20 protein-coding genes are annotated in these 22,999 nt (G+C 73.4%); 12 read left to right on the top strand and 8 right to left on the bottom strand.

Annotation, left to right across the window (positions count from 1 at the left end; translation table 11 throughout):
• Nucleotides 1-56: 56 nt before the first annotated feature.
• From SSP29_RS27585 to SSP29_RS27570, 4 genes are all read left to right on the top strand, one after another.
• Entirely contained in the window at nt 57-1,760 is a 1,704-nt protein-coding gene (locus tag SSP29_RS27585; RefSeq protein ID WP_174856014.1) for a phospholipid carrier-dependent glycosyltransferase, read from the top strand.
• Between the two features lie 187 nt (nt 1,761-1,947).
• The gene (locus tag SSP29_RS27580; RefSeq protein ID WP_089103512.1) at nt 1,948-2,871 is read left to right on the top strand and encodes a MurR/RpiR family transcriptional regulator; all 924 of its coding nucleotides are present in this window, start codon (nt 1,948-1,950) and stop codon (nt 2,869-2,871) included.
• 432 nt (nt 2,872-3,303) lie between these two features.
• A complete protein-coding gene (locus SSP29_RS56480) occupies nt 3,304-3,687 on the top strand; it encodes a hypothetical protein (protein WP_089103511.1) in 384 nt (127 codons plus the stop codon).
• 83 nt (nt 3,688-3,770) lie between these two features.
• On the top strand, nt 3,771-6,131 hold the full coding sequence (locus tag SSP29_RS27570) for a SpoIIE family protein phosphatase (RefSeq protein WP_167450016.1): 2,361 nt from the start codon (nt 3,771-3,773) through the stop codon (nt 6,129-6,131).
• Nucleotides 6,132-6,182: 51 nt separating this feature from the next.
• Here SSP29_RS27570 and SSP29_RS27565 read toward each other — a convergent pair whose 3' ends face one another.
• Nucleotides 6,183-6,929 (bottom strand): peptidoglycan-binding protein, encoded by a 747-nt coding sequence (locus SSP29_RS27565; RefSeq protein ID WP_089103510.1) that lies wholly within the window; start codon nt 6,927-6,929, stop codon nt 6,183-6,185.
• 185 nt (nt 6,930-7,114) lie between these two features.
• On the opposite strand from SSP29_RS27565, the gene SSP29_RS27560 reads away from it, so the two are divergent.
• From SSP29_RS27560 to SSP29_RS27540, 5 genes are all read left to right on the top strand, one after another.
• Complete coding sequence (locus tag SSP29_RS27560; protein ID WP_089103509.1) at nt 7,115-7,867, top strand: TetR family transcriptional regulator; 753 nt, start codon at nt 7,115-7,117, stop codon at nt 7,865-7,867.
• Between the two features lie 163 nt (nt 7,868-8,030).
• Entirely contained in the window at nt 8,031-8,450 is a 420-nt protein-coding gene (locus tag SSP29_RS27555) for a Zn-ribbon domain-containing OB-fold protein (RefSeq protein ID WP_089103508.1), read from the top strand.
• A 52-nt stretch (nt 8,451-8,502) separates the two neighbouring features.
• Nucleotides 8,503-8,889, top strand: coding sequence for a nuclear transport factor 2 family protein (locus SSP29_RS27550; protein WP_089103507.1), 387 nt, complete (start codon nt 8,503-8,505; stop codon nt 8,887-8,889).
• A 22-nt stretch (nt 8,890-8,911) separates the two neighbouring features.
• Nucleotides 8,912-9,922: an NAD(P)/FAD-dependent oxidoreductase gene (locus SSP29_RS27545; RefSeq protein WP_089103506.1), complete on the top strand. Its 1,011-nt coding sequence runs from the start codon at nt 8,912-8,914 to the stop codon at nt 9,920-9,922.
• A gap of 117 nt (nt 9,923-10,039) precedes the next feature.
• Nucleotides 10,040-12,808 carry an alpha/beta hydrolase gene (locus SSP29_RS27540; protein ID WP_089103505.1) on the top strand — a complete coding sequence of 923 codons (2,769 nt, stop codon included), beginning with the start codon at nt 10,040-10,042 and terminating at the stop codon, nt 12,806-12,808.
• 48 nt (nt 12,809-12,856) lie between these two features.
• Here SSP29_RS27540 and SSP29_RS27535 read toward each other — a convergent pair whose 3' ends face one another.
• From SSP29_RS27535 to SSP29_RS27525, 3 genes are all read right to left on the bottom strand, one after another.
• Complete coding sequence (locus SSP29_RS27535; RefSeq protein ID WP_089103504.1) at nt 12,857-13,252, bottom strand: PPOX class F420-dependent oxidoreductase; 396 nt, start codon at nt 13,250-13,252, stop codon at nt 12,857-12,859.
• Nucleotides 13,253-13,434: 182 nt separating this feature from the next.
• Nucleotides 13,435-14,193: a type 1 glutamine amidotransferase domain-containing protein gene (locus tag SSP29_RS27530; RefSeq protein ID WP_089103503.1), complete on the bottom strand. Its 759-nt coding sequence runs from the start codon at nt 14,191-14,193 to the stop codon at nt 13,435-13,437.
• Nucleotides 14,194-14,224: 31 nt separating this feature from the next.
• On the bottom strand, nt 14,225-15,397 hold the full coding sequence (locus SSP29_RS27525; RefSeq protein ID WP_089103502.1) for a MalY/PatB family protein: 1,173 nt from the start codon (nt 15,395-15,397) through the stop codon (nt 14,225-14,227).
• A gap of 189 nt (nt 15,398-15,586) precedes the next feature.
• Here SSP29_RS27525 and SSP29_RS27520 point away from each other — a divergent pair, with 189 nt between their 5' ends.
• Nucleotides 15,587-16,963, top strand: a complete 1,377-nt coding sequence (locus SSP29_RS27520) for a S1 family peptidase (protein WP_089103501.1) — start codon at nt 15,587-15,589, stop codon at nt 16,961-16,963.
• 107 nt (nt 16,964-17,070) lie between these two features.
• On the opposite strand, the gene SSP29_RS58640 is transcribed toward SSP29_RS27520, so the two are convergent.
• The gene (locus SSP29_RS58640; RefSeq protein ID WP_167450010.1) at nt 17,071-17,226 is read right to left on the bottom strand and encodes a hypothetical protein; all 156 of its coding nucleotides are present in this window, start codon (nt 17,224-17,226) and stop codon (nt 17,071-17,073) included.
• A 153-nt stretch (nt 17,227-17,379) separates the two neighbouring features.
• A complete protein-coding gene (locus tag SSP29_RS27510; protein WP_150135013.1) occupies nt 17,380-18,528 on the bottom strand; it encodes an ROK family transcriptional regulator in 1,149 nt (382 codons plus the stop codon).
• Nucleotides 18,529-18,669: 141 nt separating this feature from the next.
• Between SSP29_RS27510 and SSP29_RS27505 the strand changes: the two genes are divergently transcribed.
• Nucleotides 18,670-19,869: a Gfo/Idh/MocA family protein gene (locus tag SSP29_RS27505; RefSeq protein WP_089103499.1), complete on the top strand. Its 1,200-nt coding sequence runs from the start codon at nt 18,670-18,672 to the stop codon at nt 19,867-19,869.
• Between the two features lie 42 nt (nt 19,870-19,911).
• On the opposite strand, the gene SSP29_RS27500 is transcribed toward SSP29_RS27505, so the two are convergent.
• Complete coding sequence (locus SSP29_RS27500) at nt 19,912-20,607, bottom strand: L,D-transpeptidase family protein (RefSeq protein ID WP_089103498.1); 696 nt, start codon at nt 20,605-20,607, stop codon at nt 19,912-19,914.
• Between the two features lie 193 nt (nt 20,608-20,800).
• On the opposite strand from SSP29_RS27500, the gene SSP29_RS27495 reads away from it, so the two are divergent.
• Nucleotides 20,801-22,195 carry a pyridoxal phosphate-dependent decarboxylase family protein gene (locus SSP29_RS27495; RefSeq protein WP_089103780.1) on the top strand — a complete coding sequence of 465 codons (1,395 nt, stop codon included), beginning with the start codon at nt 20,801-20,803 and terminating at the stop codon, nt 22,193-22,195.
• Here the strand turns inward: SSP29_RS27495 and SSP29_RS27490 are convergent.
• A complete protein-coding gene (locus SSP29_RS27490; protein ID WP_089103497.1) occupies nt 22,181-22,999 on the bottom strand; it encodes an SDR family NAD(P)-dependent oxidoreductase in 819 nt (272 codons plus the stop codon). The two genes, SSP29_RS27495 and SSP29_RS27490, sit on opposite strands and share 15 nt — an antisense overlap.

The raw sequence follows: 22,999 nt of genomic DNA, 5'->3' as shown, positions 1-22,999 counted from the left end.
TGGCTGCTCGTGATCGCTCCCGTCACCGCGGGCCCGGTGTCCCCGCGGGGCTGAAGATGGCAAGCGAACAGCAGTCGGTCCTCGAACCCGACGTCCCCGACCTCCCGGGCATCCCCGCCGACCCCGGGCCGCTCCCCCGGCGCACCGCCGCGGCCCGGCTGGCCACCGCCCTGCGAGCCCGCCGCCGGTGGCTGGTGCCGGTCCTCGCGGTGCTGCTGCTCGCCCAGATGGCGGCGGCGATGGTGACCACCGCCGTCCAGCAGACACCCACCATCGACGAGCCGGTCTACGTGGCCACGGCCACCGACTACCTCCACGAGCACCGGCTGCGCTACAACACCGAGCACCCGCCGCTCGGCAAGCTCGTCGTCATGGCCGGCATCGCCGTCGCCGACCCGCACTACGACCCGTCGTACAAAGGCGACCAGGGGCAGGTGGGACAGCACCTGCTGTACGCGTCCGGCAACGACCCCTGGCGGGTGATGCTGTGGGCGCGGCTGCCGGTGATCGTGCTGACGCTGCTGTTCGGTCTGGTGGCGTTCGCCTTCGCCCGTGAGGTCCTCGGTACGGCCGCCGGACTGCTGGCGCTCGCCCTGTACTGCTTCTCCCCCGACGTCATCGCGCACGGCTCGCTGGCCACCCTGGACGTGCCGTCGGCCGGGTTCGTGCTGACGTCGGCCTGGCTGGTGTGGCGGGCCCGGCGCCGGCCCCGGCGGTATCTGCCCCTGGCGGGGGCCGCGCTGGGGGCGGCGGTGGCGACGAAGATGAGCGCGCTGCCCGCGGTCCCGGTGCTCGTGGCACTGGCGGTGGTGTCGGTGTGGGGCGCGCGCCCGGGCCGTGCGCTGCGCGCCCTCGCGGCCGCGGCCGCGGTGGCCCTGACCGCGGTCGCGGTCGTGTGGCTCTCCTATCTGGCGGTCGATCCGCGGCTGCGTGCGCTGTCCGCCGAGCCCGTGCCGGCGGTGCCCGGACTGCGGGGCCTCCTGGCCGATCTGATGCCCTTTCCGCAGGCCTACCGGGACGGCATGCGGATGCAGTTCGCCCTGGAGGACTACCCCTGGCAGGGTTACCTGTTCGGGCACCTCTACACCGGCTCCCGCTGGTACTACCTGCCGGCCGCACTGCTGGTGAAGACCCCGCTCGGCATGCTGGCACTGTGGGCGGCCGGTGCCCTCGCGCTGGTGGCGGTACGGCGGTTGCGGCCGGCCGCGGCGTATCTGCTGCTGCCGCCTGCCGTGCTGCTGGCCTCGGCGATGACCGGGTCACGGGACTTCGGGACGCGGTACGCGGTCTTCATACCGATGTTCCTCGCGGTGGCCGGTGCCGCGGTCCTGACGGTGCGCCGGCGGTGGGCGCGACCGGTGGGCGGGGCGCTGGTGCTGTTCGTCGCGGTGAGCTCGCTGCGCGCGTTCCCGTTCTATCTGCCGTACGCCAACGAGGCGTTCGGCGGTCCGGCGAAGACGCATCTGTGGCTGCACGACTCCAACGTGGACTGGGGGCAGGACCTGGGCCGGCTCGCCGACCGGCTCAAGGAGCGCTACCCGGGCGAGCGGATCTGGCTGGTCTACAAGGGCAGTGGCGTCCCGGCGTACTACGGCATCCACGCCGCCGACCCCCGCAAGGTGCCGCCCGGGAAGGTGCACGGACTGCTGGTGGTCTCGGACTCGTCGGCCGCCAAGGCGCGGGGCGAACTGGCCGAATTGATCGACACCAGCCGTCCGGTCGATGATGTCGGTCATTCGATCACCATCTATCGGCGGTGACCGTACGATCCATCCGATCCACCGGCGACGACCACCGCATCCGTCGCCGGTGAGCGCCGGAATCCCGGTGCTGTTTCCGCATCCTGAGCGTTCGGCCGCCGGGACGGTCCGGCGTACCGCGCAACCCCTGGTCACCACGGTCCGTGAGCTATGTTGAGTCCTCGTGGGAGACAAAGGAGGCGCTTCGGTGCCATCGCCGCAGCAGGCACGTGCCCAGGCATCCGCGATCACCTCGGGCAAAACCGTGCCGGAGGCCGAGGCCGCGCCCACCTCCCAGCTCCGCGAGCTCTTCGACGGCCCCCGGCTCTCCCCCGGCCAGCGGCGCATCGCCCAGTACCTGATCGACCACATCACCGAGGCGGCCTTCCTGTCGATCACCGACCTCGCCGAGCGGGTCGGGGTCAGCCAGCCGTCGGTGACCCGGTTCGCGGGCGCGGTCGGCTTCAGCGGTTACCCCGCGCTGCGTGAGCGGCTCCAGTCGATCGCGCTGCGCACCCTGGCGGGCGGTACGGGCGTCGCCACCGAGCACCGCAGCAACGAACTCCAGGCCGCCGTCGACGCCGAGATCGAGAACCTGGAGAACCTGCGCCGGGACTTCGCCGACCCGGACCGGGTGATCTGGATCGGCCGCGAGCTGTCCCAGTCGTCCCCGCTGACCGTGCTCGGCCTGCGCATCTCCGTCTCGCTGGCGGAGTACTTCGCCTACGCCGCCCGCCGTATCCACCCCGATGTACGTGTGGTGACCCGGGGCGGCAGCGTGGCCTACGACGCGCTGCTGCAGTCGCGCGAGGCGGGCGGCACCTGGGTGCTGGCGTTCGGCATGCCGCGGCACGCGCAGGAGACGCTGACCGCGATCCGGGTGGCGCGCACCGCGGGGCTGCGGGTCGCGCTGGTGACCGACCTGGCGCTCGGCGCGCTGGCCGACGAGGCCGACGTCACCTTCAGCACCGGCATCGGGTCCCGCCTGGTCTTCGACACCTACGCGGCGCCCGGCCTGATGGCCGCCGCCCTGCTCCAGGCCATGACCGACGCCGATCCCGAGCGCACCCAGGCGCGCCTGGAGGAGTACGAGCAGGTCGCCGAGGAGCACCAGTTCTTCCTCAAGGACTGACCCCCGGGATCCCGGTGTTTCCGGCTTCCCTGCGCCCCCCTCCGCATGACCTCGTAGGGGGAGTATTCACCGCATTTCGCGCATGAATGTTTTCATACGTCTTGCAAACGGGACGGCATATATAAATACTGCTCACGGATCACCCCGGCCCACTCCGGGCACGTTCCGCACCCGAGGACGCACCGCTCGCACCCGCCCCGAGAAAGCCGACGGACCGCCCATGCGCACGCAGCACCACCAGCAGTGCCGGCGGCCGGCGACCGGGGCCTCGCACGGACACCCCCAGCCGCCGTCTCCTACCCGCGTCGGCGCCGGGGATGTTCGAACGGGCATCGCCTGTGCGATTCGCCCGCGGCGGCTCCGGCCATCCCCTAGGCCGGAGCCGCCCAGACCTCCGTCGAGCACCCTCACGACGCCGCACACCCGGAAGCGATGATCATGACTCTGACGACGACCGCGCGCATCAGCTCCGACTGGCCCTGCCAGGTCAAGGCACCGGGCAGTTACGACTGGGAGCGCTCCGCCGCCAAGTGGCTGCGCGAACTGGTGCCGGCCCGCTACGCCAGCTACCCGGCGCTGATCCGGCACCCCGTGCTGCTCGCCCGGCACGCGCAGATCCAGGTCCAGCAAGAGGTCCGGGTGGCCCGCACGGCGCTGCAGACGGCGCGCGCCGAACTGCCCCTGCTGGGCCTGCCGGAATCGGTCATCGAGCACACGATCAAGCTGTACGCGGCGGAGGTCCTGCAACTGCAGCACATCGCCCGCAGCGTCCGCGTGGTCACCGAGGCGCTCGTCGGGCACAGCACCGGCCGCTGACCACTTCGGTCCACGGCTGCCCGGATCCTTCATGCACCGGGTACGCATGTGATCGGAGACACCCTCTGTGCCATGCTCAAGCGGTGACGAGCGAGTACGTGCCTCCCCCGGACGCCGGTGCCGTCGCCGAGTCGGCAGCCCTGGCCAGGGTCGTGTCCAGACAGCGCGCCGAGCTGGACCGGCTGCGGGACTCGCTGGCCACGTCCGCGGCGGTGGAGCGCGCCAAGGGTGCGCTGATGGCCGTCACGGGCTGCTCCCCCGACGCCGCCCACGAGGCGCTTCTGCAGCGGGCCGAAGCCGGGAACCGCACGCTGCTGGAGGAGTGCTGGCTCACCCTCGGCGCCCTGATGCCCGCCGCGCCCGCAGCCGAGGCCGCCCCCGTCACCGGCCCGCCCGCCCCCGTGGTGCCCCCGGAGTCGCCCGCGCCGCCCGGCACCGCCGAGACCCTCGGCCGGCTCGGCCGGGCCCTGCTGCACGTCGGTTCCCCGCAGGAGCTGGCCGGGACGCTGCTCGAACACCTGGCACCCCGGATCGACGCCGACGCGGTACTGCTGTACCGGCGGCTGCCGCCCGGCGACGGGCTCGAACTGATCGGGTACGCGGGGCTGGACGCGACGCTCGCCGCCCAGTGGCACCTGGTGCCGCCGCTGCGGGGGTTCGCCCCGCTGGAGGCGCTCAGGACCGGCGAGCCGCTCTGGCTGGAGGACTTCGCCGAGGACCGGCAGGTGTTCCAGCTCATCGACGAGCCGCCCGGCCGCTGGCTGTCCCGGGCCTGGCTGCCGGTCCCGGCCGGCGTGGCCCTCGGCGTACTGCGCCGGCCGGCGGCCGCCTTCGGTCCCGCCGACCGTGAGCTGCTGCGGTCCGCCGCCCGGCTGTGCGCCGGCCGGCTCGGCACCCTGGGCACCCCCGCCGAGCCGGTGGCCTCGGGACTCTCCGCGGCGGTGCAGACGGTGCTGGACGCGCTGCCGGGAGCCGCGGTCCTGCTGATCCCGCTGCGGACCGCCACCGGGGAGGTGGAGGACTACCGCGTCGAGGCGGCCACCCCGGGCGCCGTGGACATCCTGGGCCGCACCGGCCGCGAGCTGGTCGGCTCCCACATCCTGGAGAGCTACCCTTCCGTCGCCGGCGAGTCGCTCTGGCAGGGGTATCTGAAGGCGCTGGGCGGAGAGCCGTACGAGGGCGAGCCGTTCGTCCACGAGGAGGTCGTCGCGGGGGTGACCGTGACCGCCGCCTACTCGGTGCGCGCCGCGCGGCTCGGCGACGGGCTGCTGGTGACCTGGCTTCGGCACGACACGAAGGAGCGGCAGGAGCAGCGGCTGGCGGACATGCAGCGGCTGGGCAACCTCGGCTGGGCGAGCTGGAACCTGATCACCCGGCAGGTCGACTGGTCCTCCCAGGTGTACACCATCCTGGGCCGTGAGCCGGGGCGCGGGGCGGTCCCGCTGGACCTGCTGCCGGACCTCGTGCTGCCCGAGGACGCGCACGCGCTGGCCCGCGCCGTCTCCGAACTCGCCCGCACCGGGCACCCGTTCGACGTGCCGTTCCGGATCAGGGCCGGGAACGCCGTACGGCATCTGCGGGCCGTCGCGGAGGCGGTGACCGCCCCGGACGGCACGGTCGTCGAGGTGCACGGCTTCGTGCAGGACCTCACCCCGCAGCGCAGCGCCGAACTCGCCCTGGTGGACAGCGAGCGCGCGATCCTGGTGCAGCGCGGCGTCCTGGAGGCCGAGCGCGCCCTGGCCGCCCGGCTCCAGCACGCGCTGCTGCCGCTGCCCAGCCGGCCGGTGCGGCTGCGCGGGCTGCGCGTCGAGGTCGCCTATCTGCCCGCCCAGGCCGGGCTGTATGTCGGCGGTGACTGGTTCAGCGCCATCGAACTGCCCCACGAGGCCGCGCTGTTCGTGGTCGGCGACGTGGCGGGCCACGGCGTCGACGCCGTCGCCACGATGGCCCAGCTGCGGTTCACCGCCAAGGGCATGGTGACCACCGGCTCCTCCCTGACCGGTGCGCTGGCCCGGCTCAACTTCCTGCTCCTGCACTCGCGCGACGCCCAGTCCACCGCGACGCTCGTCCTCGCCCGTTACGAGCCGGCCGAGCGCCGTCTCGTCTGGGCCCAGGCGGGCCACCCGCCACCCCTGCTGGTGCGCGGGGGCCGGGCCCACCGCCTGGACCGTCCGGCCGGCATGCTGCTCGGGGCGTGCACGGACCCGGTCTACGAGTCCGCCGAGTTCCGGCTGGAGCCCGGCGACCGGCTGCTGCTGTACACCGACGGCCTCGTCGAGCGGCCGGGCGAGGACATCGACGCGGGCCTCGACCGCCTGGCCGCGGCCGCCCTCGCCGCCGGGCCGGCTTCCCTGGACGCGCTCCTGGCCGCGATGCTGGCGGGCGAACGGCGGGACGACGTGTGCGTGCTGGACATCCGGGTGCCGGCGACGGGCGAGGAGTAGCCGGACCCTCGGTGTTCTCCTGATCCACTGCCCGCCGCCCGAAGCCGCCGGTCAGCTGTCGGTGAGGCTGGTGCGGGACTCCAGGGAGCGGCGGGTGTCGTCGCCGTAGACACCGCGTTCGTCGCCGCTGATGCCGTACCAGACCTGGAAGCGTTCCACGGCCGCCGTCAGGGCGGCGTCGTAGGTGCCGGCGGTGGAGCCGTCGCGGTACACGTCCGGGATGCGCAGCAGGCGCTGCTCCAGCTCGACGACCTCGGGGCCGGTGTCCCCCTGGCGGAGGGTGCCGGCGCCGTCGGGGTCGGTGGAGGCGCCGGAGGCCGACGGGGTGGCGGCCGGTGCCGTGGTGGCGGACGCGGACGGCTGGGCGGCCTCGGCGGTGCCCGCGCGGCCGGGCAGCAGCAGGGCGCTGCCGAAGCCGACCAGGGCGGCCGCGCCGACGGCCACCGCCACGGCGGCCCGGCGCAGTCCCGGCCCGAAGCCGAAGGCACGGGACGGGTGGGCGTCCGCACCGTGCCCGTACCCGCGGCCTCGGCCGCCCGGCGCGGTGCGCGGGCCGTCGGTGACAGGCGGCAGTTCCTGGGTCTCGTCCTCCGTGCCGGAGCCGGACGCCGGGTCGAAGGCCTCGAAGTCCGCCGGGTCCCGGCTCTTCGGCGCCTTCGCTCTCGCGTCGGCCTCCGTCCCCTCGTGGAACTCGCGCATCAGCTCCGCGAGGGTGTCGAGCCTGCGGGGGCGCAGGACCCGGACGGGTTCCAGGACCGGTCCGCGGTGCGGCTGTTCAGGGTCGGGCGGTGTCGACACACTGCTCTCCTTCCACGCACCCGTGCACACGGGTGTCCGCGATCCCCGAGCACACATACGGGAGGACCGGCCCGCCGGTTCAGCGCGGGAGCGGGGGCGGACCCTGGGACGACCGGCAGAGCACTCAGTCCCCCGATATCGTGCACTGAGTGCCAGATGGCGGACGGAATGCTACGTTCGCGTCCATGAGCTCCAGCAGCGCGGCACCGCCCGCCAAGCCGCCCATGCGGGACGCCCTGGTCGCGGCGGCCTTCCGGCTCTTCGTGGAGCGCGGGTACGAGCAGACGACCGTCGACGACATCGTTGCCCTCGCGGGGGTCGGGCGGCGCTCGTTCTTCCGCTACTTCCCGTCCAAGGAGGACGTGGTCTTCCCCGACCACGAGGGGTGCCTGGCCGACATGACCGCCTTCCTGGCGGCGGGCGACCCGCAGTGCGAGCCGGTGCGGCGGGTGTGCGACGCGGCGCGGCTGGTGCTGCGGATGTACGCCGAGAACCCCGCCTTCTCCGTACAGCGCTACCGGCTCACCAAGCAGGTCCCCGGACTGCGCGCGTACGAGCTGTCGGTGGTGTGGCGCTACGAGCGGGCGCTCGCCGAGTACCTGCGGGGCCGGTACGCGGGCCGCCCGGACGGGACGCTGCGGGCGGACGTCATCGCGGCGGCCGTGGTCGCGGCGCACAACAACGCGCTCCGCTCCTGGCTGCGTTCGGACGGGCGCAGCGACGCGGACGAGACGGTCGACCACGCCCTCGGGTACGTGCAGGACGCGTTCGGCACCGGGTCCGCCGCGCCCGCCGGCCCCGCTCCGGGCGGGGCGCCCGCGGCGCTGTTCGGCGGCCCGGTGGAACACCCGGACGACGTGGTCGTCCTCGTCTCGCGGCGCGACGCCCCGCTGTGGCGGGTGGTGCAGGAGATCGAGACCGCGTTCGGCCGCACCTGAGAAGTCCCGGCGGACCCCACATTGGGGGTACGCAGTGCCTTTACGACTGACACTGAGTGCCATACGCTGTCGGCGTGCACGGTGGCACCGCCGACCGGGCACAGGCGTGCCCGGCCGGGTCCGGACACGCGGGATTCCGGGCGAGCCCAGGGAGTTGACCAGCGTGTACCACCACTCGACGAGCGCCGCGCAGTCGGCGGTCGGATTCGCGACGGGCGTTCTCGACCACGCGCCCGCGGAGCGCGCCCAGGACGCCATCGTCTACCAGCGCTGCGCCTGGTGCGGCACCGCGATGTACCACCGGCTGCTGTGTCCGGTGTGCCAGGGCAGCGAGCTGCGGACGGAGCGCAGCGAGGGCACGGGCACGGTCCGCCACTCGACGGTGGTGCACCGCAACACGCCCGCCGCGCGCAACGTGTCCCTGATCGAGATGGCCGAGGGGTTCGTGGTGCGGGGCCGGGTCATCGGCCCGCCGATCGGCATCCACAGCGGCGACCGGGTCAAGCTCTCCACCGCCAAGGACCCGGTGCGGGGCGAGCCGGTCTTCCAGCTGCTCGACGAGCCGTACCGCGCCTGGAGCTGACGGCCGGAAATCCGGTTGCCCGGCGGCCGGTGGCCCGGGCGAGGATGTGCCCATGAGCGAGGAAACGGTCCAGGTGGCGGCCGCGATCGCGGGCGAGCTGCGGCTCATGGACCCCGAGGTGCGCGCCTCCCGGGAGCCGGCGGTCGAGCTGCTGGACCCGGAGTTCGTGGAGGTGGGCGCGTCCGGCCGCAGGTTCGCGTACGAGCAGCTGCTCGCCGAACTGCCCGACAAGCCGGGCGCGTCGAAGGACGGCCCCCGCTACGAGCCGTCCGGCATGACCGGTGTCGTCCTCGCTCCGGGTCTTGTGCAGGTGACCTTCGAGGCCCGTCTCGGCGACCGGCGCTCCCGGCACAGCTCCCTCTGGCGCCGACGCGACGAGCGGAGCGGCTGGCGGATGTACTACCACCACGCCACGGTCGTTCCGCCCGGCGTCGAGTAGCGCGGCGGGGCCGGGGACAGCCGTGCGGGTGGTCGTGGTGGGGGCCGGGATCCTCGGCGCGTCGGTGGCGTACCACCTGGCGTGCCGGGACGTACCGGTGACGCTGGTCGAACAGGGCCCCGGTCCGGCCACGGGCGTCACCGGGGACTCCTTCGCGTGGATCGGGGGCACGACCGGCGGGGACTGGCCCGGCGGTGCCGAGGATCTGCGCCCTGCGGTCCTGGCGGACTGGCGGCGGCTGGAGCGGGAGGTGCCGGGCGTCATGGTCCGCCGGACCGGCTCGCTCACCTGGCCGGTGCCGTACGGTCCCGGCGGCGGTCGGCTCCCCGAAGGACGGCATCCGGTCGGCCGCACCGCGATCCAGGCGCTGGAGCCCCACTTCCGTACGCCCCCCGACGCGGCCGTGCACACCCCGTCCGACGCGGGCGTGGACCCCGTCGCGGTCACGGCGGCGCTGGTCGCAGCGGCACGGGCCCGAGGCGCCCGGGTCGGGTACGAGGCGGCCGGCGCGGTGCTGCGGACGGAGACCGGGCGCGTCACGGGGGTCGACACCGCCGCCGGATTCCGTCCCGCCTCCGTCGTCGTCCTGGCCGCCGGGACGGGAGCCGTCGAGTTGGCCGCGCCTCTCGGGACCGCGCTGCCCGTCATCGGCTCCCCCGCCCGGCTGCTCCGGCTGGCCGCGCCGCCGGGGCTGGTGCGGTCCGTCGTGGCCGGACCGGACTTCGAAGTACGCGAAGTGAGCGCGGGACGGCTGCTGCTGACCCGTACGAGGGCGGACGACGACACGGCCGTCGCCGGCCTCCGCGCGTCGTTCGAGGGCGAGTTCCGGGTGGTCGGGTCCCGGGTGGGCGTCCGTCCGATACCCGAGGGCGGCCCGCTGATCGGCCCGCTCACCCCGGACGGCTCCGCCTACGTGGCCGTCGCCCACTCCGCGGTCACCCTCGCCCCCACCGTCGGCCGCCTGGTCGCGGCGGAACTCGCCACCGGACAGGCCGCCCCCGAACTCGGCAGGTGCCGTCTTCCCCGCACGTGACCCTTCACTCCAGACCCACAGGCAACCCACAGACTCAACTCCCCGTCCTCCGGAGGGCGAGGGGCTCCCCGGGACGGCCGGGGCGGCCCGTGCTCGCCTTCCGAGGAGGAGGGAACATTGGTCCGTACCCGGCGCATATGGGTCATCGCGACAGCGGTGCTCGCGCTCGCGGGAGGAGTGTCCGGCACCACCGCACAGGCTCAACAGGCCCCGGCCGCGGCCGCGTCCGGCGGAAAGCTGCCGCCGGGCTGGCGCATCGACCAGGAGCGGTCGGCGCCCCAGCTGGTGTGGCGGTCCGGCAGACGGGTGCCGATGGGCGACGCTCGGGTCGAATTCCGGTCGGGCGGGCGGCTGTTGGGGGTGCCGAAGCCGGAGCGGGACGGGCACACCTTCCGGCTCGGTCTGGCCGGGGCGCGGGCGGGAGCGCTGAAGGACCTGCAAGTCTGGTCCGGCGGACGCCGGTTGGACACCCGCCCGGACGCGGACACGTCCGCGCCCTCGGCGGCGGTCCGGCCCCCGGCCGCGCTGCCCGCCAATCCGGTGGACCCGGGAGAGCCCGGCCCGTACCGCACGAAGACGGGCTCGTACCAGCTCAGGTCGGTGCGCCTGCCCGGGTTCTCCGTCCCGGTCGAGATGCAGGCCGTGGTGGTCGCGCCCACCGGGGCCTCCGGCTCCCGCCCGCTGGCGCTGTTCCTGCACGGCCGGCACGCCACCTGCTACGCCCCGCACGGCGGAGGTGACGACGCCTCCGGCGCCTGGCCGTGCCCGGCGGGCACGCTCCCGGTGCCGAGCCACCGGGGCTATCTGCGCGACCAGCGGCTGCTGGCCTCCCAGGGCTATGTGACGGTCTCGATCTCGGCGAACGGGATCAACGGCCAGGACTGGCAGGCCGAGGACGGCGGCGCGCAGGCCCGTTCGTCGCTGATCCGGCTGCACCTGGCGCACTGGGCCGACTGGGCACGTCACCCGCGCCTCGCACCCCCGATCGTGCGCGAGGCACCCCGCGCCGACCTGTCCCGCGTGCTGCTGATCGGCCACTCCCGGGGCGGCGAGGGCGTCAACCGGGCGGCGCTGGACAGCCTGTACCCGCCGCCGGCCGCCCAGGACGGCTATCACGGCAGGGTGCGCTGGCACATCAGCGGGACCGTGCTGATCGGCCCGACCGTCTTCGGCCAGAACCCGGTGCCGGACGTCCCTTCGCTCACGATCCTGCCGGGCTGCGACGGCGATGTCTCCGACCTGCAGGGCGAGGTCTACGTCGACGGCACCCGCGCGGTCAGCCGCGGCAGGGCTCTGCACAGCGCGGTGTACGTGATCGGCGCCGACCACAACTTCTTCAACACCGAGTGGACGCCGGGGCAGGCACAGGCCCCCGCGGAGGACGACTTCTCCGACGACCCGGACCACCCGGACCCGGTCTGCTCCCCGCGGGCCGCGACCCGGCTGACCGCCGACCAGCAGCACCGGGCCGGCTCCACGTACATCGCGGCGGCGGCCCGGCTGTTCGTCGCGGGGGACGACAGGGTCCGTCCGCTGCTGGACGGTTCGGGGCGGCGGGCGCCGTCGGCGGATCCGGCGCGGGTGCTCGGTCACGCGGTCGGTGCCAACCGCGGGGCCGGGTTCCTGCCGGACGGCGCGGTGACGGTGACCGGTGGCCGGCTGTGCTCGGCGGTCGATCCGGACCCGGCGGTGGCCTGTCTGGGGCAGGGCGTCACGGGTGTCTCGCCGCACTTCGCGCAGTGGGAGACGGGACGGGAGGCCGGCCGGCACGCGGTCGCGCTGCACTGGACGTCCGCCGGATCCCCGACGCGGGTCCGGGTCGCACGGCCGGTCTCGCTCTCCGGTGCCGAGGCGCTCGCACTGCGGGTCTTCGTGCCGCCGAACTCCCGGGGCACCGCGCTCGACGTGTCCGTCACCGACAGCCACGGCCGGCGGGCGACGCTGGGCCGGGTCCGGGCCGACGGGCTGCCCGGCAGCGACCGCACCGCGTCCTACTGGGCGCGCGAGTTGCGCGTACCGCTCACCGCCGCCGGCCGCGCCGGGCTCGACCTGCGGTCCGTCACCTCCCTTGAGCTGACGCCGCGTTCGGGATCCGGGCGGGCCTGGCTGATGGACGCCTGGGGCTGGCGGCCGGGCACCCCGGCGGTCCGCGCGGCCGTGCTGCCGCGCGTCGACGTCGGCCGGCTCACGGTCGACGAGGGCGACTCGGGCGTACGCACCTACCACGTCCCGGTGCAGGTGTCCGGGCGGGGCAGCGGCCAGGTCCGGGTGTACGTCGTCGACCCGGCGACCGGCACCGCGAAGGACCGCCTGGTCACCGTGGAGCCGGGCGGCCACGACATCGACGTGCCGGTCGAGGTGCGGGGCAACACCCGCTACGGCGCGGACGTGCCGTACGACGTGCTGGTCAAGGCCGTGCACGGGGCCGTGGTCGGCTCCTACCGGGGCGGGCTGACCGTGCACGACGACGATCCGGCGCCCACGGTCACGGTGACCCCGCTCGCGGACCCGGTGACCGAGGGTGCGGCCCTGAAGTGGCGGATCTCGCTGTCCGAGGCCGCGGACACGGACATCGGCGCGCTGTTCGTCCCCGTCCCGGTCGGCAGCGGCGGCACCGAGCTGTCCACCAAGGACGTCGACCCGGGCTGGCTGGCCGGTGTCTCCGGCGCGGAACCGGACCCGGAAAGGCTGTTGTCCCGGGTGAACGGCCTGTACCTGTGGCTGGACGTGCCCGCCGGGGAGACCGGCCTCGACGTGACCCTGCCCACCGTGCGGGACCAGGTCCGGGAGCCGGCCGAGTCGGTGACCTTCCAGCAGACGGACGACGAGGGCAAGCCGCTGCCCGGCGGTCTGACGCTCACCGGAACGGTGCTCGACGCCTCGTAGCGCCCCGCGCGCCCTGAGGAGACCGCGGTCTCCTCAGGGCATGCCCGCTCAGGGCGCCAGGGTCACCCGGATGCCGACGGTGCCGTCGAGGCCGCGGCGCAGCCTGCTGCCGAGGAGGGTGAGCCGGCCGGTGATGCCGTACTTGCGGGCGATGAGGTCGCGGTAGCGGGCGGTGGTGGCCGCGTCGGCGATCTCCGCGGTGGCCGTCACCGGGTCGCCGGTCGGGCGGCCGCGCAGGTCGCAGGGGCCGACCTTGACGTCGGCGCGGCGGCGGATCCGCTTGACCTTGAAGGTGTCGGCGGGCGTCCAGACGCCGAGCGTGTCCCCGTCCCGCACCACCCACACCGGGGTGGGAACGGGGGTACCGTCCTTGCGGTAACTGGTGACCAGCAGGTATTTGCCGGCGCCGAGCCTGTCGAGGGCCGTGCCGGTGGTGTTTTCCATGCCGGAAGTCTAAGCAGACCGGGTGAAGCCCGCTGCCGCTCGGCCACGCCCCGAGGGGCGCGGGGCCGTATTGCATGTCCGGCGCGCGCAAAGCGCCCCAAAGGGGCGCGGGGAACTGCGCGACCAGCCACGACGGCGCCGCGGACGAACGACGGCACATCGCGGCGCTTCCAGCGGAGCGCTCAGGCTGCCGTACTCCGGTCGAGCAGGTCGAGGTACTTCCGTGCGAACAGATACGCGTCGCCGGGCCAGCGGGCCGAGAGATAGGTGCCGTCCTCGACGACGAAGGCGTGGGTGTCGTCGGTCGCGGTGCCGCGCCGGGTGAGGGTGCGGGGACCGCGCTCGAACCGTCCGGCCGGGTCGGCGAGGGCGGTGCGCACCTCGTCCTCGACGTAGGCGGGATACGTGCGGTAGTAGCGGCCGAGGCGCCAGGCGGTGGTGAAGTAGGCGGTGCGTTCCATGTACTTGGGCAGGCAGGTGGTCCGGCGGCCGGACAGGACGCTGCGCCCGGTGGCCGGGTCCACGGTGCGGGCGAGGACGAGGACGCCGTGGCAGATCGCGCCGACCGGGCGGCCCAGTGCCCAGAACTTCCGCACCTGGTCGCGCAGTTCGGGCGAGCCGAGGTACTGGCGCATGCCGGGCGCGTGTCCGCCGGGCAGCACCAGCCCGTCGAAGCCGGAGACGTCGAGGTCCGCCCAGGCGACGGTGGCGGTGAACTCCGGTGCGGAGGTCAGCTGTTCGTAGAACCGCCGGGGTTCGTCCGCGGCACCGAGCTGCCCGAACAGGACGCCGGTGAGCAGCCGGGGGTCGGCCGCGGGCCGGGTGCCGGCGCGTTCGGTGGCGAACACGACCTCATGGCCGGCCCGGGTCAGCTCCCGCCAGGGCACGGCCACCTCGGTCACGTCGAAGTCCCGGTCGGGAAGCGGTATCAGCACACGCATACCGCCATGATGTCAGCCGGGCGGTCACGCCTCACGCGAGCGCCGCGGCCATCCGCCGTACCGCCTCCGTGATCACCTCGGGCGAGGTGGCGAGGTTGAACCGTACGTGCCCGGCGCCGCCGGTCCCGAAGGGGATGCCGGAGTTCACGGCGACCCGGCCGCGCTCCAGGAAGACCTCGGCCGGGTCGTCGCCGAGGCCGAGGGCGCGGCAGTCCAGCCAGGCGAGGTAGGTGGCCTCGGCGGGCCGGTACCGGATGCCGGGCAGGTGGCGGCCGAGCAGGCCGGCGAGCAGGCGCCGGTTCTCGTCGAGGCCGGTGAGCAGGGCGTCGAGCCAGGCGGTGCCGTCGGTCAGCGCGGCCGTGTGGGCGATGACGCCGACATGGCTGGGGCCGTGGCTCACCTCCTCCGGCAGCCGGGCGAGGTCGGCTGCGGCGCCGGGTCCGGCGAGGGCGAGCGCGGCCTTGAGGCCGGCGAGGTTCCAGGCCTTGGAGGCGGACATCAGCGAGAGTCCCCGGTCCGCCCCGGGCACGCTCAGGTAGGGGACGAAGCCGACGCCCGGTGCGGTGAGCGGGGCGTGGATCTCGTCGGCGACGACCCGGACGCCGTACCGCTCGGCGAGGACGGTGACGGCGGTGAGCTCGTCGGCGGTGTGGACGGTGCCGGTCGGGTTGTGGGGGCTGCACAGCAGATAGCCGGCCCGCCCGCCGCCGAGCCCGCGGAACACCGCCTCCAGCACGTCGAGGTCGATACGCCCGCCAGCGCCGAGCGGGGCCTCCACCACGCGCCGGTCCATGTTCCCGACGAACTGGTAGAAGGGCGGGTACACCGGCGAGTTGACGACCACCGGGTCACCGGGCCCGGTGACCAGCCGGAGCATCTCGACCACGCCGAGCATCACGTCGGGGACGATCGCGGTGCGGGCCACGTCGAGCCCGTCCCAGCCCCAGCGTTTCGCGGCGAACGCGGCGAGCGCCTCGGCGTAGGCGGTGCCCGCCGGGTAGCCGGTGTCGCCGAGTTCCATCGCCGCCGTGACCGCGCGCACGATCGGTGCGGCGAGCGGCACGTCCATCTCGGCCACCCAGACCGGGAGCACGTCCTTCGGGTAGGTGCGCCATTTCATGCTGGTACGACATCGCAGCCGGTCGAGGGTGAGGGCGCGCAGCGGGTTCGGTTCGCCCGGATTCTCCTGCGGGATGCTGGTCATGGGCTCAAGATAGGCGGCTGGGGCAGGCCCGGGAACGAGGCGTGCGGTCATGCCGTACTGCCACGGGATCGTAAAGATCACCAACGCTGTGAACACCCTGCGGGCCGCTCACGTATGGAGAGCAGGGCGCTCGACGACCGGAGGGCCCCGCGGTGCAGGCACCGCGCGTTCGGGGTTCGGGAGCCATGGATGAGGCACGCACGACGACGGGTCGTCCGGCGGGGGACACAGCTGGCGGCGGTCGGCGGACTCCTTCTGGGAGGCGCGATGGTCACCACGGCCATGGCGAGCGAGACTCCCGGGACGTCCGCCGTCCCGTTCAGCTCCGGCTCCGCGACCGAGGCAGGTAACACCGGTGCCGCGCTGGTGGCGAAGCTCGGCACGGCCCGTACCGCGGGCAGCTGGATCGGCGCCGACGGCAAGCCGGTGGTCGCGGTCACCGACGCGCAGGCCGCGGCGATGGTGAAGCAGGCGGGTGCCGAGCCCAAGATGGTGTCGCACAGCATGAACGAGCTGAAGGCGGCCACCGCCACGCTGAAGGCGGCGCCGCGGGTGGCCGGCACCGCGTGGGTGGTGGACTACAAGACCAACCGGGTGATGGTGGAGGCCGACAGCACGGTCTCCGCCTCCGACTGGTCGGACCTGAGCCGGGTCGCCGCGGGCATCGGCGGTTTCGTGCAGATGCAGCGCTCCGAGGGGACGTTCACCACCCGGCTGAACGCGGCGCAGCCGATCCTGTCGACGGGCGGCCGCTGTTCGGCGGGGTTCAACGTCACCAACGGGACGACCGACTTCATCCTCACCGCCGGTCACTGCGGTCCCGCCAACACCATCTGGTTCGACGACAGCCAGGGCAACCAGCAGCTGGGCACGACGATCAACACGCAGTTCCCGGGCAACGACTTCTCGCTGATCCAGTACGCGTCCGGGAAGGCCGGTGACAACCCGGACGTGGTCGCGATCGGCAACGGGCAGGGCGTGCGGATCACGGGGGCGGCCGATCCGACGGTCGGGCAGAAGGTGTTCCGCAGCGGCTCCACCAGCGGGCTGCACGACGGCACGGTGACCGCGCTCAACGCGACCGTCAACTATCCGGAGGGCACGGTCACCGGGCTCATCCAGACCAACGTGTGTGCCGAACCGGGCGACAGCGGCGGTCCGTTGTTCTCCAATGGCATCGCGCTGGGGGTGACCTCGGGCGGCAGCGGTGACTGCACCACGGGCGGGGTGACGTTCTTCCAGCCGGTGACGCGGGCGATGGCGGCGCTGAACGTCCAGCTGATCGTGACGAAGCAGGCGGCCGCCGGAAGTCAGAGCGCCGCGCCGGCGCCGTCCGCGTCGGCCAACCACAGCGCCATCGCGCCGAGTGCGGCCTCGCCGGGTTCGACGGCGCCGGTGACCGGGGACGACACCAGTCTGGTCGCCCGGCTCACGGACACCCGCAACGTCGGTCCGGGCCTGCTGGTGATCGGGGGAAGCCTGATCGCGCTGGTCGCGACCCGGTACATCCGCTCGGAACAGGACCGCAAGGCGTACCAGCGCTACTACTCGGCTACTTGGGGCTGACAGAGGACAGAGGACAACAGAGGACAGGGGCCTCGGCGAGGTCCTACGAGAAGGGCACCCGTCCCACGGGTGCCCGGGACGGGCGGTCAGGCCGCCTGGTCCGGCTGCTACGGGGTCGCTGCCGCCCATTCGAGGACGAGCCGCTGGTACTCCTCGCGCTGCTCGGTGCTCAGTGTCCCGCCCGACCGGAGCCACAGGGCCCGGATCTCCTCGTTGACCTCGTCGGCCGATCGCTCGGTGACGGCTTCAACAGTGGTGGACATGGTGTGAAGCATATGCCGGTCGGCGTGAAGGCGCCGTGAGTAAGTACGACTGATACGGACATATCGGACCGTGTTACTCATCACGTCAATGTGTCAAGGAGAAACGGGAGTTCGATGCGGTGCGGCACCGGCTGCCCGAACGGAAACGGCAGTTCAGCCGCCCGCCCCGCCGAGCACCAGCACCTGGATCGCCAGTACGGCCGCACCCCGCGCCCAGTCGTGGAAGTCGGAGACCTTGGTCTCCAGGCCGATCGGGGCGGCGAGCGGATGCCGGTGGGCACGGACCGCGTCCCGCACCGTGTCGCCGGCCACCTCCATCAGGCCGACCCCTTCCCCGGCCAGCAGGATCTTCTGCGGCATGACGAAGTTGGCGATCTGCGCGAGCAGGGTGCCCAGCGCCCGGCCGGCCTCGCCGATCACCCGCGCGGCCATCGGCTCGCCCGCGGCGGCACCGGCGAGGATCTCCTCGTAGGACGCGTCCCGGCCGGTGGCGGCCCGGACCTGGTAGCGGATGCTGGGGATGGTGAGCAGCGACACGGCGCTGCCGCGCTCGCCCTGCGGGGTGAGCGGGCCCAGCGGGTCGATGATCCAGTGCCGTCCGAAGCCGCGGTCCTCCTCGGCGCAGGGGACCCGCCTGCCGCCGAGCACCAGGCCGTAGCCGATGCCGGCGCCGATGGTCAGCACGACGAAGCGGTCGAGTCCGCGGCCGGCGCCGAACCAGGTCTCGGCCTCGACCAGGGCCGCCACGTCGTTCTCCACGACGACCGGCAGCCCGGTGCGTTCCCGGACCAGCCCGGCCAGCGGGACGTCACGCCAGCTCAGGTAGGGCGACTCGCCGACCACCGCGTACTCGCGCACGAACCCGCCGACGCCTATGCCTATGCCCGCGACCGCGGGGTGCCGGCCGGCGAGCTCGGCGGTCATGGCGGCCAGCAGGTCGGCGACGTACTTCGGGTCATGGCTGGTGAGCGGCCGGTCGAGGCGGGCGACGATGTCGCTCCTGAGGCTGGTCACGACGCCGTAGACCATCTCGTCGGTGATCTTGAAGCCGAGGAAGGACCAGGACTCGGCGACCACGTCGAGCGGCTGCGAGGGACGGCCCTGACGCGCCTCCGCCGAAGCGCCCGCCCAGGGGGCCTCGACGAGCAGGCCGGACTCGATGAGCGGTTTGGTGAGGCGGGTGAGGCTGCCCTGGGAGAGGTTCAGCCGGCGGGCCAGCTCGGTGCGCGACAGCGGGCCGTGGACGAGTACCTCGATCGCCACGGAGCGCTCCGCGGGGCTCAGCGGCAGCCAGTCGGTCACGGCATTCCTTTTCTTCCGGAGCTGAAGCAACCTGTCCACCCTACTGTGCGCCGGGTGCGCCGCATAAGCGCCCTCGTCGCACCTTTCAGACTTCCTTCCGCCCCTTGACGGCAAGATTCTTCCGCAGCAAAAGTAACCTCCATGACTTTCTCACTCGGCATCGTCGGCGCCGGTCAGTTCTCCGGCCAGTTCGCCACGCTGTTCCAGGCCCATCCCGGCGTCGGCGACGTGTACGTCACCGACCTGCTGCCCGAGCGGGCGGAGAAACTCGCCACCGCCCAGGGTCTGGCGGGCACCTTCCCGTCGTACGAGGCCATGCTGGAGTCCGGCGTCGACGCGGTCGCGATCTTCACCCAGCGCTGGACGCACGGCCCGCTGGTCCTGCAGGGACTGAACGCCGGCAAGCACGTGTACTCCGCGGTCCCCATGGCGATCACGACCGAGGAGATCGCCGCGATCATCGACACGGTCAAGGCGACCGGCCTGACCTACATGATGGGCGAGACCAGCCAGTACAACCCGGCGACCGTGCACGCCCGCAACCAGATCGCCGAGGGCGCCTTCGGGCGGCTCTTCTACGCCGAAGGCGACTACGTCCACGACATGGACCTCGGCTTCTACGACGCCTACCGCTACAGCGGCGGCGAGAACTGGAAGGCGACCGCCAGCTATCCCCCGCTGCTCTACCCGACGCACGCGGTGGGCGGGGTGCTCGGCGCCTGGCAGACGCACGCGGTGAGCGTGTCGGCGATCGGGGTCGTGGACGACCGGGGCGACGGCGTCTTCGACAAGGAGGTCAGCCAGTTCGGCAACGACGTGTCCAACGCGACCGCGCTGTTCGAGGTGGCCGGCGGTGGTTCGTTCCGTACGAACGAGTTCCGGCGGGTGGGCTACCCGTCCCACATCCGTGAGTCCCGCTTCCGGTTCTTCGGCACGGAGGCGAGCATGGAGCAGCTGGCGACGGTGGCGCTGTGGCAGGACAAGAAGGGCGTGCAGGACATCAGCGAATTGCTGGAGCCCAAGCCCACCATGTCCCCTGACGACCCGTCGCTCCAGCACATCGCGCCGGAGCTGCGGGCGGCCTTCACCTCCGGGTCGGCGCCGGTGCACGACCGGGAGCGGCTGCCGCGGGAGTTCGACGCGCTGCACAACGGGCACGAGGGCAGCCACCACTTCCTGGTGGACGACTTCGTGACCGCCGTCAACACGCGCGGCCTGCCGTCGGTCAACGCCTGGGTCGCGGCCCGCTACACCCTGCCGGGCATCATCGCGCACGAGTCCGCGCGGCAGGGCGGGGCCAGGCTGGAGATCCCGGACTTCGGGGACGCCCCGGAGAGCTGAGCCGAAGCTGTCGCCCAAGCCGCCGGCCGGGGCCGGGTGCCGTCAGGTGCCCGGCTTGCGGCCGTACACGTAGACGTCGTCGCCGGTCTTCAGCAGCGACCAGTACTTCTTGGCGTCCGTCGTGGTCATGTTCACACAGCCGTGCGAGCCCGGCGGGTTCCACATGCTGAGGTTCACCGAGTGGAAGGCCTGGCCGCCGTCGAAGAACTGGCTGTAGGGCATCGGCACGTTGTAGACGGACGAGACGTGGTCGATGTCACGCCAGTAGATCTTCTTCAGACCGGTCCGGGTCTCGAACCCGTTCCGGCCGGTACGGACCGGCACCGGGCCGTAGACCAGCCTGCTGCCGTCCTGGATCCAGCTCAGCTGGAGCGTGAGGTTGACGCAGGCGATGCGTCCCTTGTTCGTCGGGCACTTGCCGTCCTTGTTGGGGTTGTTCCCGACGGCCTTCTGCTTGTTCATCAGGTCCATCACGCCCCAGGTGACGGGACCCGCGTACCCGACGGCGGGCGTGATGCCGTGCTTGTTCTGGAACGCCTGGATCGCCTTGCAGTCGGCGGTGGACTGCTTGCCGTCGACCGGCCGCCCGAGGAACTTCTCCACCTGCTTCTGGTACGGCCCGGCCTGCGTGGTGCAGCTCGCGGCCTGCGCCGGAGCGGAGGTGAGAGCGAGCGTGAGCGGCGCCACCAGCCCGGTGACACCGAGCACGACGGCACTTCGTCTGCGTATGTCCCCCATATGACGTCTGTCTCCTTTTCCTGCGCTGTGGTCTCGTCGTACTGGACCGGCCGATGCCCGGCATTGGTTGTAGCCCTGGTCAGGCTGTGACGAAACGGTTAACTTAGCCGCCACGGCCGCCGTTGCCGGCATGGGTCCACTTACCCGGAAGTGGCCCGCGCCACAGCGTCGTGGCCGACCTAGTGTGCGGTTCATGCATCCCGCACTCGCCGCCGATCTCGCCCGGCTTCCCGAACTCCTCCAGTCCGCCCGCGACGAGGCCGCCCGGACGGTGGCCGGGTCGGCCGAACGGCCGGTGGCCGCGCCGGGGCCCGCACCCGCGCGGGCGCCGCTGCCCGAGCAGGGGGAGGGCGGGGCCGGCGCGCTGGCCCGGTTCACCGAGCGATGGGCGCCGGGAATGTCCGCCTCGGCCGGGCCACGCTACCTCGGTTTCGTCACCGGCGGTGTGACGCCCGCCTCCCTCACCGGCGACTGGCTGACCTCGGCCTACGACCAGAACCTGTCCGGGGACGCCGGTTCCTGGGGTGCCGCCCTGGAGCGCGAGACCGTGACCTGGCTGGCCGAGCTGTTCGGACTCGGCGACGCGCACAGCGGGGCCTTTGTGACCGGCGCCACGATGTCGAACACGGTCGGCCTGGCCATCGCCCGTGAATGGCTCGGCGAGCGGCTCGGGGTGGACGTCTCCCGGGCGGGGGCCGCCGCGCTGGGCCCGGTCGACGTGCTCTCCGGCAGCCCGCACTCCAGCGTGGGCAAGGCGCTGTCGGTGCTCGGCATCGGGCGGGACCGGCTGCGCCCGGTGCCGCTGCTGCCCGGCAACCGGGAGGCGGTGGACGTGGCCGCGCTGGAGGCGGCGCTGGCCCGGCTGGACGGGCGGCCCGCGATCGTCGTCGCCAACGCGGGCACGGTGAACACCGTCGACTTCGACGACCTGCGGGCGATCGCCGCCCTCAGGGAGCGGTACGGCTTCTGGCTGCACGTGGACGCCGCGTTCGGCGCCTTCGCCGCCCTCTCCCCCGCCCACGCCCCGCTCGTCGACGGTCTCGACGCGGCCGACTCGGTCTGTGTGGACCTGCACAAGTGGCTCAACGTCCCCTACGACGCGGCCGTCCAGTTCACCCGCCGCCCCGACCTCCAGGTCGCGGTCTTCCAGAACGAGTCCCCGTACCTGGGCCCGCCCGCCGGCACCCCGGACTTCCTGCATCTCACCCCGGAGAACTCCCGCCGGATGCGGGCGCTGCCCGCCTGGTTCGCGCTGACGGCGTACGGCCGGGACGGGCACCGTGAGATCGTCGAGCGCAACGTCACCGAGGCCCGCCGCCTCGGCGCCGGCATCGCGGAGCTGCCCGCCCTGCGCCTCCTCGCCCCGGTCCGGCTCAACGTCGTCTGCTTCACCCTCGCCGAGCACCCCACGCAGGAGCGGGTGCCCGCCCTGGCCCGGGCGGTCGCCGCGTCCGGCGAGGCGTTCCTGACGCCGACGGTGTACGGCGGGGTGCCGGCGCTGCGGGCGGCGTTCAGCAACTGGCGCACCACCGAGGACGACGCCCGGCGCGTGCTGACCGTGCTCGCGGCCGCCTCAGCGGCTCTCTGACCCGCGCCGGGCCTCCCGGTACGGCCGCAGCGCCGCGTGGAACCCGCTGTTGACGGCGGTGAGTCCGCCGTCGACGCGGAGGGTGGTGCCGGTGATCCAGGCGGCGTCGCGGGAGGCGAGGAAGGCGACGGCCGCGGCGACGTCCTCCGGTTCGCCGACCCGGCCGAGCGGGTACAGCGGCCGGAGGGCGGCGAGTTCGTCCTCCCGGTCCGCCCAGGCCGAGGTGCGGACCGTGCCGGGTTCCACCAGGTTGACCCGCACCCCGCGGGCGGCCGCGCGCCCGGCGAGGGTGCGGGTCAGCGAGGCGAGTCCGGCCTTGGCGGCACTGTAGGCGTGGTTGCCGAAGTCCGCCTCGGCGTTGACCGAGCCGATGCTCACGATCGCGCCCCGCCCGGAGGCGGCCAGGTGCGGCAGGGCGGCGCGGCAGCAGCGCTGGACGCCGGTGAGCGTGATGTCGAGGTCCAGGGCCCATCCGTCGTCCGGCTGGTCCTCGAAGAGGGGGACGTCCGGGGTGCAGTGCGCGGCGCAGTTCACCAGGACGTCGAGCGTGCCGAAGGCGTCGACGGCACCGGCGACGGCGGCCTCCACCGAGTCGCGGTCGGCGACGTCGCAGGCGAACGCCGTGACGGCCAGCCCCTGTTGGCGCAGCGCGGCCGCCGTCCGCTCCGCCTCGGGCAGGTCCCGGTCGGCCGCCAGCACCTGTGCGCCCTCCTCGGCCAGCCGGCGGGCGACGGCCGCGCCGATGCCGCGGGCCGCGCCCGTGACGAGAACTCCGTGTCCGGCAAAGCGATCGAGTCCGGTCAT

This window comes from Streptomyces hyaluromycini (assembly GCF_002217755.1).
GTDB classification, from domain to species: Bacteria; Actinomycetota; Actinomycetes; order Streptomycetales; family Streptomycetaceae; genus Streptomyces; species Streptomyces hyaluromycini.
The sequence above is the reverse complement of the archived record's forward strand: the minus strand, read 5'-3'. Positions and strand labels throughout refer to the sequence as shown.